At 64.9% G+C, this 16272-nt stretch carries 13 protein-coding genes; 4 read left to right on the top strand and 9 right to left on the bottom strand.

Annotated elements, in window-relative coordinates:
- Positions 1-267 precede the first annotated feature (267 nt).
- The 3 genes from E9232_RS33965 to E9232_RS33975 all read right to left on the bottom strand — a co-directional run bounded on the left by E9232_RS33965 (position 268) and on the right by E9232_RS33975 (position 3985).
- Positions 268-2142: a ParB/RepB/Spo0J family partition protein gene (locus tag E9232_RS33965; protein WP_309801750.1), complete on the bottom strand. Its 1875-nt coding sequence runs from the start codon at positions 2140-2142 to the stop codon at positions 268-270.
- 117 nt (positions 2143-2259) lie between these two features.
- Positions 2260-3072 carry a DUF3560 domain-containing protein gene (locus tag E9232_RS33970; RefSeq protein ID WP_309801751.1) on the bottom strand — a complete coding sequence of 271 codons (813 nt, stop codon included), beginning with the start codon at positions 3070-3072 and terminating at the stop codon, positions 2260-2262.
- A 58-nt stretch (positions 3073-3130) separates the two neighbouring features.
- Positions 3131-3985 (bottom strand): LPD29 domain-containing protein, encoded by an 855-nt coding sequence (locus tag E9232_RS33975; RefSeq protein ID WP_309801752.1) that lies wholly within the window; start codon positions 3983-3985, stop codon positions 3131-3133.
- 701 nt (positions 3986-4686) lie between these two features.
- Between E9232_RS33975 and E9232_RS33980 the strand changes: the two genes are divergently transcribed.
- Positions 4687-5655 (top strand): hypothetical protein, encoded by a 969-nt coding sequence (locus E9232_RS33980; RefSeq protein ID WP_309801754.1) that lies wholly within the window; start codon positions 4687-4689, stop codon positions 5653-5655.
- Between the two features lie 191 nt (positions 5656-5846).
- Here the strand turns inward: E9232_RS33980 and E9232_RS33985 are convergent, their stop codons facing one another.
- Entirely contained in the window at positions 5847-6590 is a 744-nt protein-coding gene (locus E9232_RS33985) for a hypothetical protein (protein ID WP_309801756.1), read from the bottom strand.
- On the bottom strand, positions 6587-6901 hold the full coding sequence (locus tag E9232_RS33990; protein ID WP_309801757.1) for a hypothetical protein: 315 nt from the start codon (positions 6899-6901) through the stop codon (positions 6587-6589). The genes E9232_RS33985 and E9232_RS33990 overlap by 4 nt, the downstream gene beginning before the upstream one ends.
- Positions 6902-7403: 502 nt before the next feature.
- Between E9232_RS33990 and E9232_RS33995 the strand changes: the two genes are divergently transcribed.
- The 3 genes from E9232_RS33995 (at position 7404) to E9232_RS34005 (ending at position 10258) form a co-directional block, all read left to right on the top strand.
- Complete coding sequence (locus tag E9232_RS33995; RefSeq protein ID WP_309801758.1) at positions 7404-8432, top strand: IS110 family RNA-guided transposase; 1029 nt, start codon at positions 7404-7406, stop codon at positions 8430-8432.
- A gap of 252 nt (positions 8433-8684) precedes the next feature.
- Entirely contained in the window at positions 8685-9428 is a 744-nt protein-coding gene (locus E9232_RS34000) for an SOS response-associated peptidase (protein WP_309801759.1), read from the top strand.
- Between the two features lie 32 nt (positions 9429-9460).
- On the top strand, positions 9461-10258 hold the full coding sequence (locus E9232_RS34005; protein WP_309801760.1) for a hypothetical protein: 798 nt from the start codon (positions 9461-9463) through the stop codon (positions 10256-10258).
- Positions 10259-10286: 28 nt separating this feature from the next.
- Here the strand turns inward: E9232_RS34005 and E9232_RS34010 are convergent, their stop codons facing one another.
- Genes E9232_RS34010 through E9232_RS34025 form a run of 4 tightly spaced genes read right to left on the bottom strand, consistent with a single transcriptional unit; the run spans position 10287 to position 16272 of the window.
- On the bottom strand, positions 10287-13484 hold the full coding sequence (locus E9232_RS34010; RefSeq protein WP_309801761.1) for an error-prone DNA polymerase: 3198 nt from the start codon (positions 13482-13484) through the stop codon (positions 10287-10289).
- Positions 13481-14878 (bottom strand): Y-family DNA polymerase, encoded by a 1398-nt coding sequence (locus E9232_RS34015; protein ID WP_309801762.1) that lies wholly within the window; start codon positions 14876-14878, stop codon positions 13481-13483. The genes E9232_RS34010 and E9232_RS34015 overlap by 4 nt, the downstream gene beginning before the upstream one ends.
- A 16-nt stretch (positions 14879-14894) precedes the next feature.
- A complete protein-coding gene (locus E9232_RS34020) occupies positions 14895-15662 on the bottom strand; it encodes an ImuA family protein (protein ID WP_309801763.1) in 768 nt (255 codons plus the stop codon).
- A complete protein-coding gene (locus E9232_RS34025; protein ID WP_309801764.1) occupies positions 15601-16272 on the bottom strand; it encodes a hypothetical protein in 672 nt (223 codons plus the stop codon). The genes E9232_RS34020 and E9232_RS34025 overlap by 62 nt, the downstream gene beginning before the upstream one ends.

Here is a 16272-nt window from a genome sequence, read left to right on the forward strand (position 1 = left end):
GGGAGGGGGTTGTCGATGCGGGGAGCAGGGGCGGCATCCCTCTGGCGGCGCCGCCGGCGCCCCCCCCCCCCCCCCCCCCCCCCGCGGGGGGGGGGGGGGGGGGGGGGCGGGGGGGGCCCCCCCCCCCCCCCCCCCCCCCCCCCGCCCCCCCCCGCCCCCCCCCCCCCCCCCCGGGGGGGTGGCGCAGCCAGCGAACCGCGTGATCTGCTCGCATCCAGGCAACTGGTGGATGTGGCCGGTCGTGCCGGCCACTCCCAGCAACTGCGATCAGGCAGCGCCGGCGGCCTTCGGCCTTAGGTAGGCCGGCAACCAGCGCATGCCGGCGACCAACCTTTCCGCCTCGACGGCCGCGGGGCCCTTCTTCAGAGCGCCAAGGGCCTGCACCTCCAGGTCCTCCACGCCGCGCGCGTCCCGGGCCGCCTCCACGATCAACGCCTTGCTGATCCGCCCGAAATAACCCTCTGACGTCGCGGTCCACCAATCGGCCATGTCGAGGCCGAGCGCGGCCGCCAGCTTGTCGCCGTGGCGGTGGGTTCCGCTGGGCTTCGCGCCGCCGGCCTTCACGATCACGTCAACGGTCGAAGCGGCGCAGAACGCGAGGAGGGAGAGAAGCGTGTCGCGGTCCTGCTCGACAATCCAGCTCCACAGGTCTGCCGTGTTCGCCGGCAGCCGCTTGCGCCATTCTTCCCGACGCTCCACGAAAACCGTCCAGGCCTTGGTGTTTTCCATCCCGGCGGCGCTGGCCTTCATCGCCCAATGAGAGTCGGTGCCGCTGATGTGGCACGCCGACACGTCATGTCCCCCGAAGTCGTACACCACACGAGGGGCAAGCGCATGGACGACGGCGCTCAGGCCAATATCGGGCCGGTCCATCAGCGTGGCACGCAGGCCGGCTGAACGGTGGGCCGACAGGTCCTCGACCAGCTTCGCGGACAGGCCCTGCGTCTCCTGGTCGACCTCATCCTCGGCCGAGGGGCCCAGACGCGGGTTGTTCTGCAGGGTGGCGAGCTTCCGCTTGTCCTCCGGCCGGACATACCCCTTTTCCAGGCGCAATCCGCCGTTGTGGTCGATCCCGACGAAGACACCCGCAATTGCCATCTCCTCGGGCTTGAAGCCGCGGGTCGTGCCGCTCAGGGCCTCGACGCGAGCATCGATCTCCTGGAGTCGGGCGGCGAAGTCGTCGGGCGGCTCGTCGCCGTGATCAAGCTCGATCTGCTCCGCCTCCTGCCGCAGCGCCTCCAGTTCGGTGGCTTCCTCGGCCGAATGGGCAACCGGGATAGGATAGATGCGCCCGTAGCGCGACATCACCCCGTAGTCGAAATGCTCGACCGGTTCGACCCAGCACCACCCCTCGGCGCGCACGGTCTCCACCGCCTCGTCCAGCTTCGCGCGGGCCAGGCGCTGCAACAACTCGGCGTCGGTCAGGTACTGGTCATCACCGAACAGGTCTCGCACGATGGCGCCGCCGGCCTTCTTGTACTCCTTGACCCCGACAAACCGCGCGATGTGGTCGTGCTTCGCATGCGCCTGCCCCCTGGTGATCGCCACCCGCAGGTGCTGGGGGTTGCGGTCCCATTCGTGCCGGGCTGCCTTCCAAACCTGCTCCTGAAGCGCGTGGTCGTCGGTGATGGACAATGCGATGAGCTGTTCCTGAGAGGCCTTTTCCTGCCGCGCCGCCTCGAGCAGGACCGGCGACACGTTCGCGAGCTTCATCCGACGGGTGACAACAGTTGGGGACACGCCGAAGCGCGCAGCGACATCCTCGATGCTATCCCCAGCCTCGACCAGCAGCTTGAAGGCCTCGAACTGGTCCAGCCAATGCATGGCCTCTCGAAGGGTGTTCTCCGCCAGCGACAGGCGCTCGGCTTCTTCGGCCGATCGAACGACGCAAGGCAAGGAGTCGGTCTCAGCCTTGCGGCCAGTTCCGACCAGCTTGCCGAAGGCGCGTCGACGGCGTTCGCCGGCGATCACCTCGAACCGGCCCTTCTTGGCGGGGATGACTAGGAGGTTCTGCAACACCCCTTCGGCCGCGATGTTCTCGGCCAGATCGTCCACATCCTGCCCACCCGTCTTACGGACATTGCGGGAAGAGGGCACCAGCTTGTTGAAGGGGATCAACACGGTTTCGACCAGCTCGGTCATGGCTGCACCTATTGTGTGATGAGAGCGTTACGGTTGCTCGGCCTGATTTAGTGTCCAATTGGACATGTCCATTTGCACATGTCCAATTGGACAGACGCTGTGGGGATTGCTTCCCGATCACTCCTCCAGGTTAGCCTGGTCCAGCAGATCGACAGGCGGCGGGAACGGCGCGCCGAACAGGCGGCACGCCTCCCAAAGGGCATTGAGCGAAAGGTGTCGCTGCCATGCGCCCTCGGACGGCGCCCAGCGGAAGCCGCAGCCCTTCAGCGCGCGGCGCCTCGCCTCATCCGGCTTGCCTGGCGTCAGGACCTGGACCCGGTTCGCCTCGACGTTGAAAACGATCCTGGTCCCGTCCTCCAGAGCGTAGGTCCGGCTCTCCTCATGCTGTCGGCGCTCCAACCGCTGGATGCGCGCACGGAGACGGCGTGCCTCGGCGCCGGCATTGGTGAACACGTAAGCCGGGAAGCCGACACGGCCGGCGAAATCGGGCTCCCGAAGCTTGGCGATCTGCCCTCCCGTGAACCCCAACTCGACGAGCGCATTGTGATCCTCGCGCCGCAGGGCAGCGTTCGCGCGCTTCATCCGCGCGACGTCCTCCTCCAGCTTCGCCAGCTTGGCTTTCAACTTGGCGACTGCCTCCGGATCGTCCGAGGAAATCCCCGCAGTCCCCACGGCGGCGGCCCGCTGCTGCAGGGTCTCGGCCTGTTTCGTGGCTTCGACCCCCTTGCCGATGCCGTTGTGGATCCGCTTCAGATCTGCGCGATGCCGCCCCTCGGAGTGGTGCCCGATGAGGATGGGCTGGCCGAAGGGGATCATCGACGCAATGGCGTCGGCGCGCTGGAATTGGGCCGTTGCCTCGGTCGCGGCCCTTTCGGCCCACGCCTTCAGACGAGCCCGACGGGCCTCCTGCTTTGCTTCATAGCGATTCATGGCTGTCTCTCTATGCCAGGGTTCGGGACGGGAGAGGCCACGCCTCCCCCGTGGAGTCTCAGCCGGCCAAGCGGCTTGCCCGCATGCGGATCAGGCTCTCGAGGCCGTGAGCGCCCGGGACCTCGATGTCCCAGAGCTTGCCGGCGGCGTAGTCCTCGGCCGTCGACACTCCGACTCCGATGTCGCCGAGCTGAGCCATCACCTCCGCGATCGCACGGGTGATCAGGGCTGGGCTGTGGAACCGGGTGAGATTGAGGTATTTCGTGCCGCCGAACACGGCGTTCCACGGCGTCTTTTCGGACACATACTGGTCCTGCATTCCGTCGAAGCTACCGCTGCGGAACCGGTCGACCAAGCCGCGCACCTGCTCCTCGGTCGGCCCGTCCTCCCACTGGATCGACACCGTGCCCCACGACCGCTTTTGGACCGAGAACCGTTCCCCCGGAAACGCGCGCCTGAGGACGGCCCGGATGTTTTTCGCGGCCAGAAGCCCGCTCGACTGGTCGTCGCCCTGGGTCAAATGCTTATTCGCCGGATCGGCTTTCAGCTGATCCCGCTCGACCTCGAAGGCGAACCGCCGCCGCTCGGCTGCGGCTTCGTCCTCGGCCCGGAGCTGCAGATGAGCGGCGACGAGCCGGGCAATCTCCTCCTCCTCCGCCAGCCTCTCCAGGATGTGCCACTGAACGCCGCGGAAGATGGTTTCCGGCACCCCTTGGGAGAAGTGGCCATTCAGGAACACCACGTCATAGAGGTGCTGGCCCGTCGACCGCACCCGCTCCAAGCCGGGCAGGCCGATCACATAGGTGTTTCTCGCATTGGGATCTTCCCGAACCGCGGTCACCACGCCTTCGCCGGCATGGGCCAGGATGCAGTGAACCCGCGTTCCGCGCTGGATTATCGTCGTGTCGTTCATGTCCCTTTTCCTCGTCGTTTGCGCTTCGGTCCGCGCATGCGGTCGAAGGACGCCGCCGGCGAGGCGGGTATCAGGTTGGCAAGCGGGATCGGGGTGGAGGGGGATCGCCCGGGATTTCTGGTGGCGAAGCGCCAGAAATTTTGGGGATACCCCCCGATCGCGCTTGCCAACCGAAACAGGAACAGGTTTCTCGGCCCGCATTCGCGGGCTTGTGGGTCTCGGCTCGGCCGCCAACGGCGGCCGAGCTGAAAAGAGGATCCCGGCCCGGGTGAGTATAGCGACGGCGAAGCCGGCACCCGGGACGAGCGCCGCGCGAGACCGGGCGGATAGAGGCCTCTCTGGGCGGTTGAGGATGCCGACGGCGAAGCCGGCAACCGACCAGTGTGGCCCCGCCCGGGCCGCTCCGCATGGATGCGAAAAGGATCGTCACCCGACGGGCCGAGACGACGATCGGCGGCTCGGTGAAGCTTGGCACCGCGGGTGCCTAGCGCAATAGAGCCAGTTGACCGGCCTCGTGGCCGGACATGAGCTCCAGCCTCGTCAGCTATTCGTCACCAACGCCGACTCGTTCGCGACCTTGTGCACGCCGGTGTGGATGGCGAGCTCCTGGCATTGAGATAGTTGACCTCGCGACCGGTCACGCCATTCTTTGCCCTCCGGCCGTCGCCCTGACGTGTGAGGGCCATGCAAGGAGATTTCGTATGGTCAAGACTACAGGCGTGAAGTTCGCACGCATCCATGCAAAAGCGGTCTACCCGCCTGTCTCCGCGTGGGAATTCGAACACCTCAAGAGTGAGAGGGTGATACAAGAACGCCTACAGAGATCAACGATCTATATCATCGTCCAGAGGCCAATGCTGTGGTTCGACAACGTATATCCTGGAAATGGCAAAATACAATTTGACATTACCGAGGGATCTGAAAAAATAATACACTGCATTCTTGATCTGGGAGAAGTATTTAATCTATCTGTCAATGAGGCTATAGAATTTCGCGTTGAGTTTCATCGTGATGCTCCACAGGACGGACCTCCATATAGGAACGTCGCCGGAATTCGTGTCTTCAAGGAGGACCAATTCCTGGTCTGGTGGAGTCCACAAAAGCTGTTGTTCGAATCCACCACCCGGGGTCTGCCGCTCCTCGGCGCAGGGGATATGGACGCCTTCACTGATTACGAAGTTCAATATATTGGCCAGGCTTTTTCACAGACCGTTTGGGATAGACTTACCGGGCACACGCCCCTGCAGTCGGCTCTGACACTTGGGAAAGCTAAAGGACAAGGACATTGTAATCCCGCGCTTGAGATCGGGCTCATTACGCTTGAGATCTCTGGCGTTGAAGAAATTTTTATCGATACCGCGCTTCCGTTTCTTCTTCCCGAAGGAACGACACCTGTCTATCACCATTTCGAAATCTATCCGCCCGATCCGCGGTGCTTGGCGTTTTACAGCCCTTGGATGAGGCAAGGTGACCCGGAAGCTACCAATGAATTGGAGGCAATGCTGATTCGCATGTTTGAACCAACCTGGAATAAGATAAAGTATAAATCATATCCGAATATCAAGAACGGTGCTAGATCAAAGGGTTATACAATGTCTAGTCTGGCGTTAGACGACTTCCCTTTCAGACTTAAAGACACAAGCGGCGAAGAACCTTTGATGGACGCCTAGAATTACTTCGTGGCACAACGGTAGATCTTCGGCGCGGGGCCGTTCGCTGCAACGCTCAACGCGTCTGCTTCTGTGTCAGACCCGTCAAACCCCGCAGAGGTACTAGCGGCTGGGCGCCGCTCGCAGCGAGACTGCCCTCGATCGGCGTTCTCATGACGATCCCCAAGCTGAACCCATTCCATCCAAGACGTTTAAGACGTACTCAGCGCGTTATCCGCTAGACACGCTTCTCTCGTCCTCCTGATCGCAACAAGGGCATTATCCTCAAAGCGGGCGAACGTGGTGCTGACCCGCTCGCCGCGTAGCTTCTCTGCCCACAAGTCCTTGAACCCCTGCGGCGTAGACTTCCTTTCCGCCCGCTCCTTGACGTAAATCCCAAACGTGAGGAATTTTTGAATGGAGTCAAACGGATCTGTCGTCCGGTCGAATTCGATAAGCAGGCTCCGCATCTCCGTTTCGCATTCCTCGACGCGATCAGGGTCAAAGAGCCCTCGCCTCAATGTCCGGACCGTACTCGCGTATCGGCCGATGACATCGATAGCCCGTTGAAAAAGTGCTAGATTCCGAGACACTTCGGATTTCAGCACGTCGATTTGGGCTTTCTCCCGCTCGAGCTCGATGCTCAACGCGCTCTTCTTGTCCTCAAGTTGGCCGCTCAGCGCAGACTTTTTGACCTCCAGATCATGGAGGTATTTGCGTTGGACTGACGCCAAGTCACGTTGTGCCAGCCAGTTGATTAGGGCCACGCCTCCACCTACCAGAGCCGCCGTCACGGTTGCCACCGCCGCCAGGAGTTGAGGCATGATATCGGAGAGTTTTGTCGGCGCAGCCGAATCGAGCAAGCCGCTGCTGTGGCGAAAGAACAGGCTTACGCCCCCATAGATTACTCCTGCAGCAGCCAGGCAGAGGATGATGAGGCCGAGTAGAACTCTCACGGAAGCCCCACGCATCGCCCCTTGACGCAAATACAGTGGGCATCATCGCCGCAATCTTTGACGCATGGCTGGCCCGCTACTACACAGGGACCGACGGTTTGAGCAACGCTCTGCGGAATCCACTTGAACCCGAGGGTGAACTCGCCGCGAGCGATGCATTCGTCGTAAGTGATGTCACTAACCTCGACGACCTGGGCGGCCCCGAAATTTGAGCTGGTTGGGTCCGGGATCGCGAAGATGCCCGTTCCCTTCTCGCCTGGACTTGCCTTGGCGAGGTGCCTAGGGTTGGTCTGATTGACGACGTCCACCATCGCATTCTCCTCGCGCGCTCGCACTCTTCAAGTATGGGGATGAGGAAAGTTGCTGGTCAATGGCTGGGTCGAGTGTGCCCTTGTCGTGTAGACGTGATCCCGGCCGAATCAGACCGGATTGAGCGGTCGAAGAAGCCGACCGGGCAGACCGTCGTGGCGTTCTCACGGCTGCCGAAGCCGACCGCATAGCCGCGTCTGAGGTCGGTAAGAGTTAGTACCCAGACATCGAGCGGACGGACCTCTAACGGCCAGTCCCAGCAATGCCTGAACGTCCGGTTCCCGCTGAGTTCGTCCAGAAGCGGCCGGACCACTTTCCACCCGTTGCGGAAAATCAAACTGAGACACTACCCAAGAGGCCAGCCCGACCGCACCTTCCTCGCCGCGGCCGCACCGTGCAAAATGCACCCCAACAAGGGGAGGCGCCGATGTGTTGGTGTGGACGGCCTCTCATCCCAGCGGTTTCTTGATGCTTCGGCGTTAGGCCCTATGAGAGGAGAGTCCAGTGAACACACCCGTACGCATCGGCATGGATACCTCCAAGTCGATTTTCCAACCTCACGGGGTCGATGAGAACGAGGCCGTGGTTGTCCGTCGCCAGTTGCGGCGAGCTGGGATGATCCGCTACTTCGAGAAGCTTGCTCCGACCCTCGTCGCCATCGAGTCTTGTGGCAGCTCTCACCACTGGGCGCGGTTGCTGCAGTCGTTTGGCCACGAGGTGAGGCTGATCCCACCCCAGTACGTGAAACCGTACGTGAAACGGGGGAAGAACGACGCGGCCGACGCCGAAGCGCTTTGCGAGGCAGTAACCAGGCCGACGATGCGCTTCGTGTCGGTCAAGTCGCGCGATCGTCAGGCTGCCTGTATGCTGATGACCGTGCGAGAGCGACTTGTCGGGGTAAAGTCGCAGCTCTCGAACGCCTTCCGCAGTTATGCCGCTGAGTTTGGCATCGTCGGGCCAGCCGGTCGGCAAAACGTCAACGCCCTGATCAGGCGCGTGCTCGAGGATGACACGCTGCCCGAGCTGGCCCGCGAGCTGTTCCAGTTCCAGGCGAAAGAGTACGCTGCCGTCGAAGCCCGGCTCGGCGAGATTGATCGCAAGTTGATGAAGTGGCATCGCGCCGACGAACTCAGCCGACGTATCGCGACAATTCCTGGCGTGGGCCCGATCGGCTCGACAATGCTCAGCATGAAGGCTCCGCCAGCGGACACTTTCAAGTCTGGTCGCCAGTTCGCAGCCTGGCTTGGGTTAACGCCCAGGGATCACTCTACGGGCGGCCGCCAACGCCTCGGCGGGATTACTAAGGCGGGCGATCCTTCTATCCGGTCGACGCTGATCGTTGGCGCAACCGCACTCCTCAGGCACATTCGCAAGGGCAACACCAAGGCATCGCCCTGGCTGGCAGGTATCATGCAGCGAAAGCCGCCCAAGCTGGTGGCAGTCGCACTCGCAAACAAGTTCGCCCGCATCGCGTGGCGGCTGATGGTGTCGGGAGGCGTCTACAACCGGACGCAAGCGCCCATGCCGACTTGATCGAGACACGGCGCCGCGGGCTAGCGAGACTGCTCGTCGGATAGCCGACCTAACTTGCAGGAACGAGTAGATGGAGCGACCGGTCGGTCGGTACGCGCGACATTCCGAAGATTGCACTGGCACACTGATGTCGCCAATGTGTTTGGAGCGTGCGTAGCGAACACCATCTCGGCCAGCGAGCTTGTCTCGCACAAACAGGCCGGACATCTGATAGCAAGCGATCAGGTCAGAAGTCTGCTTCAGTCCTGACAAGTGGGGGCCGTCCACATCTGCAATCTCTATGCCGTGAACACCACCCAGGAGGAGCTGAGGCGTCTGGCCGAAGCGCTCGACATCGACCTCGGCAACTTTTCCGGGATGGCCTCGGTTTTCCCGGACTACCAGGCGCCCGTGCTGCGCCTCGACGCCAACGGCAACCGACGCCTCGAGATGATGCGCTGGGGCTTCCCCCCGGTCGGTCCGAATCCGTCCTACGTCACGAACGTCCGCAACCTCTCGAGCAACTTCTGGAAGGGCTGGCTGAAGCCGGAGTGGCGCGTCGTCGTGCCCGCCACCTCCTTCAGCGAGTACCTGCCGACCCCCGACCCGGTGACGAAGAAGAGGCCCGTGGCTTGGTTCGCGATGAAGGACGGGTCGAGCGCCGCGCGGCCCGCGTTCGGCTTCGCCGGAATTTGGCGCCCCTGGACGGGCGCCCGCGGCACTAAAGCCGACAGGATTGAAGGGGAGCACAAGTTGTTTTCCTTCCTCACGACCGAGCCCAACAGCATCGTGAAGCCGATCCATGATAAGGCGATGCCGGTAATTCTGAGGCCCGACAAATGGCAGGCCTGGCTGACCACACCGGATCCGATTGCCATGCAACTGCCGTTGCCCGACGGACAACTTCACGTCGCCCGTGTTGGCCCGAAGGGCGACAGCGACGATTTGCAGGCGCCCTATGATGCAGAGTACCAGCGCCTGGCCGGCAGCAGCGCCTCGACTGCGTTGCTGACCTGATAGCCGGACGCGCCACCCTGGTGGAATAAGCAATGCCAACGGCCGCCGAAGCCAGGGCATGGATCGAGGAGGGCGACGGGTTGTTGGCCTCGGCTCGAGTCATGCGAGCGACATGGTTATGGCGCAAGCGTCGATTCTCCGCGTCCGTCAGCCTTGGTGATCGCCCACGATCGAGAGCTTGGATCGAATTGTTGGGACTGCCCAGATCATCCTGCCTTCTGCTTGGCTATTCTGTAGAAATGTACCTTAAGGCAGGCATCGCAAAGCTATACCGCAATTGCCGGCAAGAAATGTTTTCACGCGATGTTAAGAAAATTTACGGACACAACCTCGACGAGATGGCGGAAGAGATTTGCCTGCCGCTTACGGGTGCCCGTAGATCTGATCTCAAGCTCATGAAGGAGTTTATCCTGTTCGAAGCACGGTATCCGCTTCAGATTAAGCCGGGGATGAGATTTCCCGATGCGATAAACAAGCGGACTGATAAGATCTGGGGTAACGAGCAATTTCGGCGCCTTTGTGCCTTGTCACGTGATATACAGATCTACGTATCGAAACTGGACCAAAATCGCGCAAATCCAGCTTCCGTTAGCCGTCTCGAGGTCGACAAAGACGGATACGTCGCCTTCCGTTTCGGAGGCGGACTTCCGACCAGAATTACTTATCGGCCGAGTTCCCATCGGTCGACCCGTGGTGAGATTTGGGCGGAAGATGCTCAAGCCCTCGTCATGGCATCAGTTCATCCAGCAATATGGGATACTTTCCTTTCCCATGCCTCGATACTACACGATGGCGACGACAAGACTTGTCTCCTCTACGTTCGGATCTAAGTTCGAAGCAGCCTCACCACACTTGGTTTCACCGGAAATCCCGCGGCGCCGGAATGACGCTCGCGGCCTCGCGCTCCGTCAGCTCCGGCTCCCCCTGGTCCGGCCCGTCCAATCGCCCGAGCTCGCGCAGCAGCTCGGACCGGTCGATGACGTGCCGGACGATCAGATGGATGACCAGACCCTCCTTCTGCAGGCGGCCGCGGACCTCGAGGAGGCGCCCGCCGACGACGGCGCGGCGATATCGCTCGTAGATCTGTGGCCAGACGATGATGTTGGCGACGCCGCTCTCGTCCTCCAAGGTGGCAAAAATCACCCCGCTGGACGTGCCTGGTCGCTGGCGGATCAGCACCAGGCCAGCGGTGGCGACCCAGCTGCCGTCTTTGGCGGCGCGCATCTCGGCCGTGGAGACGATGCCATCGCCGGTGACGTGCCGGCGGAGCAGCGACATCGGATGTGCCTTCAGGCTGAGCCTGAGCGATTGGTAGTCCTGCACCACCTCTTCGCCCAGCGTCATCGCCGGCAGCAGGACCTGCGCCTCGCCTGCGAGTTCGACGGAAGGCCGGTTGTCGCCGAGCCGCCGGCTGCGATCGGCCGCTTCGAAGAGTGGCAGCGGCACATCACCGAGGCCACGGATCGCCCATAGAGCGCTCCTACGGTCGAGGCCCATGGAGCGCCAGGCGTCGGCCTCGGCCAGGCGCTCCAGCGTCGCCACGGTGACCTCGGCGCGGCGCCAGACGTCGCGAAGCTCGCGGTAGCCGTCACCGCGGGCGGCAGCGATCCGTGCCGCATCCACTTCGCGTAGCCCTTTGACTTGGCGGAGGCCGAGCCGCACGGCCAGGCCGCGAGTGCTCGATTCCAGGCCACAGTCCCAATCGCTGTGGTTGACGTCGACCGGGCGGACCTCGACGCCGTGCTCTCGGGCATCCCGGACCAGCTGCGCCGGGGCGTAGAAGCCCATGGGCTGGGAATTGAGGATCGCGGCGCAGAAGATCGCCGGATGGTGGCGCTTCAGCCATGCGGAGATGTAGACGATCAAGGCGAAAGAGGCAGCATGGCTCTCCGGGAAGCCATACTCGCCGAACCCCTCGATCTGGCTGAAGCAATGCTTGGCGAAGGCCTCGTCGTAGCCGCGGGCGACCATGCCGCTGACCATGCGATCGCGGTACTCGGCGACCCGACCGGTGCGGCGATAGGCGGACATCGACCGGCGCAACTGATCGGCCTCGCCCGCCGAGAAGCCGGCGGCGATGATGGCGATCGACATCGCCTGCTCCTGAAACAGCGGCACGCCGAGAGTCTTGCCGAGGACGCGGCGGAGCTCCTCCTTGGGATATTCCACGCGCTCCTTGCTCTGGCGCCGCCGGAGATAGGGATGGACCATGTCACCTTGGATCGGCCCGGGCCGGACGATCGCCACCTCGATGACCAGGTCGTAGAACGTCCTCGGCTGCAGGCGCGGCAGCATCGACATCTGGGCGCGAGATTCCACCTGGAAGACGCCGACGCTGTCGGCCTGGCAGAGCATGTCGTAGACGGCCGGATCCTCCGGCGGCACGTCGTGCCAGCGGAAAGGGCGGCCGGTCTGCGCCTCAAGGAACTCAAAGCTTTTCCGGACGCAGGTCAGCATCCCGAGCGCCAGGATGTCGATCTTCAGCATGCCGAGCGCGTCGAGGTCGTCCTTGTCCCATTCGATGCAGGTCCGGTCGTCCATCGCCGCGTTCTCGATCGGCACGGACTCGTCGAGGCGCCCGCGCGTGATGACGAAGCCGCCGACATGCTGGCTGAGGTGGCGCGGGAAGCCGTAGAGCTGGCCGGCCAGCGCCAGGGTGCCCCGAGCGGTTCGATCCCGCGGGTCGATGCCGGCATCGCGTAGCCGGGCAGCGGTCAGGTCCTGGTCCCAGCCTGGTGCGGTTCGGGCGAGGCGGTCGATCGTGTCGGAGGAAAGGCCGAGCGCCTTGCCGACGTCGCGGATGGCGCTCTTGCTGCGGTAGGTGATGACGGTTGCCGCCAGGCCGGCCCGCTCGCGGCCGTATCGGCGATAGATGTACTGGTAGACCTCCTCCCGCCTCTCGTTCTCGAAATCGACGTCGATATCCGGCGGCTCCCGCCGCTCCGGGCTGATGAACCGCTCGAAGAGCATGTCGCTGCGAGCCGGGTCGACCGCGGTGATGCCGAGCACATAGCAGACCGCGCTGTTGGCGGCCGAGCCGCGGCCCTGGCACAGGATCCCCTCGGTGCGGGCGTAGGACACGATGTCGTACACAGTGAGGAAGTAGGGTGCATAGGCGAGCTGGTCGACCAGGGCCAGTTCGTGCTCGAGGATCCCGCGCACCTTGTCCGGCACGCCGTCCGGATAGAGCTGGGCGGCTCCCTCCCAGGTGAGCTGCACCAGGTGCTGCTGCGCGGTGACGCCCGCTGGGATGGTGTCGATGGGGTATTCGTAGCGCAGCGTGCCGAGGTCAAAGCGGCAGCGCTCCACGATCTCGGCCGTCCGGTCGACGGCTTCCGGGCAGGAGGCGAAGAGCTCGCGCATCGCCGCCTCGTCCTTGAGGAACCTCTCCCCATTGGCGTGGAGCCTTCGCCCGATTGCCCGGAGGGTGGTCCGCTCGCGAATGCAGGTCATGACGTCCTGCAGCGCGCGGCGCCGCCGCTCGTGCATTTGGACGTCGTTGGTGGCGACCAGCGGGATCCCGAGGCGGCAGCCAGCGTCGATCGCCCAGGCGAGCCGCCGGGCGTCGTCACCGCGCAGCAGGTTCTGGACGCCGAGATAGAGTCGGTCACCGAAGGCGGCGCGCAGCACGCCAAGGTGCTGCTGCTGCTGCTCGCCCGCGGCACGGGTGATACGCCCCTCCGGTGGCGGGGCAATCGCCACCAGCCCCTCGGCGTTTTCGAGGACGTCGGCCAGCTGCAGGGAGCATTCGCCCTTGGTGGTCCGGCGCTTTCCCGTGGTGAGCATCCGCGACAGGCGGCCATAGGCGGTCCGGTCGGTCGGATAGACCAAGAGGCTGGGCGCATCGGTCAGGTCCAGGCGGGCGCCGATGACAGGACGGAGTCCGGCATCCGTGGCGGCCTGGTGCAGCCGGACCGCGCCGGCCAGGGTGTTTCGATCCGTGACGGCGATCGCGTGGTGACCAAGCGCGGCCGCCTGGCGGGCCAACTCGTGAGCGTGCGACGCACCCCGCAAAAGGCTGAAATTCGTCGTCACCTGGAGCTCGGCGTAGCTCATCCGAAGAGCCCATGCATGTACCAGGCGAGGTTCGATCCATCGGAGGTCAGGAAGATCCAGTAGCGGCGGCCGGAATCGTCCTCGACCCGGTAGTAGTCGCGGGTGCGCTCCGGGCTGTCCCAGCCCCACTCCGGCTCAATCCGCTCGGGACCAATGACACGATGGAGGAGGCGCCGGCGGCCGCGCCACGAAAATGCGCGCAGCGCCGAGCCGTCGGTCTCGGCACCGATCGCCTCCGGATGGTCGAGCAGCACCACCGGTCGCGGCACGGTGGCCACCCAACTCCCTGGCGTCGGCAACGGCAGCGTCGCCGGCATCTCGACGGCCGCGGCCTCGGGCCAGTGCCGGTCTGCAGGGATGAGGCGGCGAATGCTGTCTGGGCCCGTGCGGATCACGATGCGGTCGACCAGGTCAGCCAGGCCGGCGCCGACGTCCCGGCCGTCGGCGAGATCCGCCTGCAGGAGCGTCGCCCGATCGGTCTCGGTCGCTTCGAGCACCATGGCCTCGATCCCGAAGCCCGGGTCGATGTCCGGGATCCGGTCGCGGATCAGGCGCAGCAGTGCAGCCGCGTCGGCCAGCGGCCGGCTGGTGCCGACCGCCACCCTCTGGGCGGTAGCGTCGACCCGGCAGACGGTCAGCATCAGCGACCGGGCGCCCCGGCCAGAGGAGGCCAGCTGGCCGCACAGCGGCTCGAGGAGGGCCCGAAGGGCGGTCTCGATCGCCTCGGCCGTCAAGATGGGCTCCACCAGCGAGGCGCGGCTGCGCCAGGCGGTAGCCTCTGCCTGGAACGTCACGGGCGTCGCCTGCTGGCCGGCGAGCGCATCGATCGCCACCAGCAGCTCGGATCCGAAGCGGCGGGCCAAGGGAGCGCGGGGCAAAGGCGAGACGTCCCCAACGCGGCGCAGCCCCAACTGCTGCAGGCCGCCAAGGAGATGGGGCGGCAGCCTCAGCGCGGCGACAGGGAGGGCGGCAAAGGCGTCAATGCCGGCGCGAGCGGCGACCACACCGCCGCCGGCGAAGCGCGACCAGGCCCAGGCCTGCGCCGCGGTGTCGGCGATCGCTCCACGGGCCTCGAGCCGGGCGCGGATCAACCGTCGAACCGCATCGTCCAGCAGCGCGGCCTCGCCGCCGGCGAGATGGGCGGCGCCGGAGATGTCCGCGAGGATGCCGTCGGCTCCGTCACCGGCGACGAGGGGCGAGTACCGCCGCGCCCAATCGACGAGGCGGCCGAGCTCCGCGGCATCGCCGTCCAGGTCGGCCGGAGCGGCGATCAGGTTGGGGATCAGCGCCCTGGCGTCCGCCAGCGCTTGGCCGCGGCCGAGGCCTTCCGCGGCGGCAACTGCGTCGACCGCATGGATCCTGAGCGCCTGATGCTCCTCGACATAGAGCACCACCGGGCCGGATACCGGCTCATTCTGCCGCCGCCGCCATCGATCCGTCGGCCATCTCGGCAGCCAGACTGAGAGCCACCGCCTCATCGTCCCAACCCACACGCCAGCTGGCAGGGGTGCCACCGCGGCACCGCTGCAGATCCAGATTCCAGAGCGGCCGACCATCGGGGCTCGGCCGTGACGCGACGCGCCAGCGGGTCAGCGCCACCGACTGCGGCGCCGATGCCGCCGGCGGCAGCAGGATGATCACCGGCGTCCTGGCGGCTTCGGCCGCGAGCTGCAGACGCCTGCTGGCGGTCAGGTCCGGCACAATGCCATCGCCCACCGCGGCCCCCACTGCGCCGCTGCGCAACGCCTCCTCGAGATGCCACAGCACGTCCTCCGGACGGCGACCGCGGGCCAGCAGGAGGTCCGCTGGATCCCAACCGAAGGCCGCAAGCCCATAGCCGTAGAGCCCGGGCCGGCGGATGCTGGACCAGATCACAGGGCGGCCCCGGCCGAGGCGCCCCAGGATGGCGGTGATGAAGGCGGTTGCGGCTCCGTCACCGGGTGCCCCGACGATCTCGTGCAGCCCGGGCAGCGCCAGGCCACCCCATGGGAGATGGCCGTCGATCTCCGGCACGCCGAGCGGCAAGGCCGGCAGGCCGGGATCGCTGCCCGGATCCAGAGCGCGAATGGTCGCGCGGATCCGGTCGATATGCGCAGCACGCGCTGGCGCAGGCCCATCAGCTGTCGAGCCGGGGGGCGGCTCCGGTGGCGGCCCAGAAATCGCGCTGTCGGGATTCATGGGTGCGCAGCTGCTGGCGGGTTGGAGGGGGGTGGCCGCGGTCCGGATCGAACCAGTAGGCGTAGACCTGCACGATCTCGAGGATCTCCTCCCTGGTGAGTCGGGAGCCGTCCCAGGGGAAGTTCGGTGGGAACTTCGACTTGGTCTGAAACTCGATGATCTCGGCCAGCACCTGCTGGTAGCGCCGCCGGAGTTCCGCTTCCGGTAGTGCGATCGCCTCGTCGAGAGTCAGCCGCGGCCACTCCTCATCGTCGTCATCCGGACCGAGCGCCGCGAGATAGGCGCGCAGCTGATCGACATGGACCCCGTCCGGAAACTCGTCCTCGTCCGACCAGGCCCACCCTCGATGATCGATGGCATAGACATGCTCCTGCAGGTCCTGCGGGATCGGGCAGGTCGGCAGGGTCATCCAGTCGGGGCGCCGGCGATCCTCGACAGCCTGGTGGACCAGCTCGATCAGCTCGGAGATCGGTTGGGTCATCGGATCGTAGTGACCTAGGACCGTGCCGCTTTCCTCCTCGAAGACCTCGACATGGCCGGGCGCGTAGGCCTGGCCATCGCGGAAATCGGGCTGGCCCTTTAGAATGCTCAGGATCGGACGGGCAACCAT

This window comes from Inquilinus ginsengisoli (assembly GCF_031453975.1).
In the GTDB taxonomy this organism is placed as follows: domain Bacteria; phylum Pseudomonadota; class Alphaproteobacteria; order DSM-16000; family Inquilinaceae; genus Inquilinus; species Inquilinus ginsengisoli_A.

Excerpts from the sequence above, each read along its gene's own strand:
- E9232_RS34010 (WP_309801761.1), bottom strand. The coding sequence starts at position 13,484 with ATGAGCTACGCCGAGCTCCAGGTGACGACGAATTTCAGCCTTTTGCGG.
- E9232_RS33970 (WP_309801751.1), bottom strand. The coding sequence starts at position 3,072 with ATGAATCGCTATGAAGCAAAGCAGGAGGCCCGTCGGGCTCGTCTGAAG.
- E9232_RS34020 (WP_309801763.1), bottom strand. The coding sequence starts at position 15,662 with ATGAATCCCGACAGCGCGATTTCTGGGCCGCCACCGGAGCCGCCCCCC.
- E9232_RS33975 (WP_309801752.1), bottom strand. The coding sequence starts at position 3,985 with ATGAACGACACGACGATAATCCAGCGCGGAACGCGGGTTCACTGCATC.
- E9232_RS33990 (WP_309801757.1), bottom strand. The coding sequence starts at position 6,901 with ATGGTGGACGTCGTCAATCAGACCAACCCTAGGCACCTCGCCAAGGCA.
- E9232_RS34025 (WP_309801764.1), bottom strand. The coding sequence starts at position 16,272 with ATGGTTGCCCGTCCGATCCTGAGCATTCTAAAGGGCCAGCCCGATTTC.
- E9232_RS33980 (WP_309801754.1), top strand. The coding sequence starts at position 4,687 with ATGGTCAAGACTACAGGCGTGAAGTTCGCACGCATCCATGCAAAAGCG.
- E9232_RS33965 (WP_309801750.1), bottom strand. The coding sequence starts at position 2,142 with ATGACCGAGCTGGTCGAAACCGTGTTGATCCCCTTCAACAAGCTGGTG.
- E9232_RS34005 (WP_309801760.1), top strand. The coding sequence starts at position 9,461 with ATGCCAACGGCCGCCGAAGCCAGGGCATGGATCGAGGAGGGCGACGGG.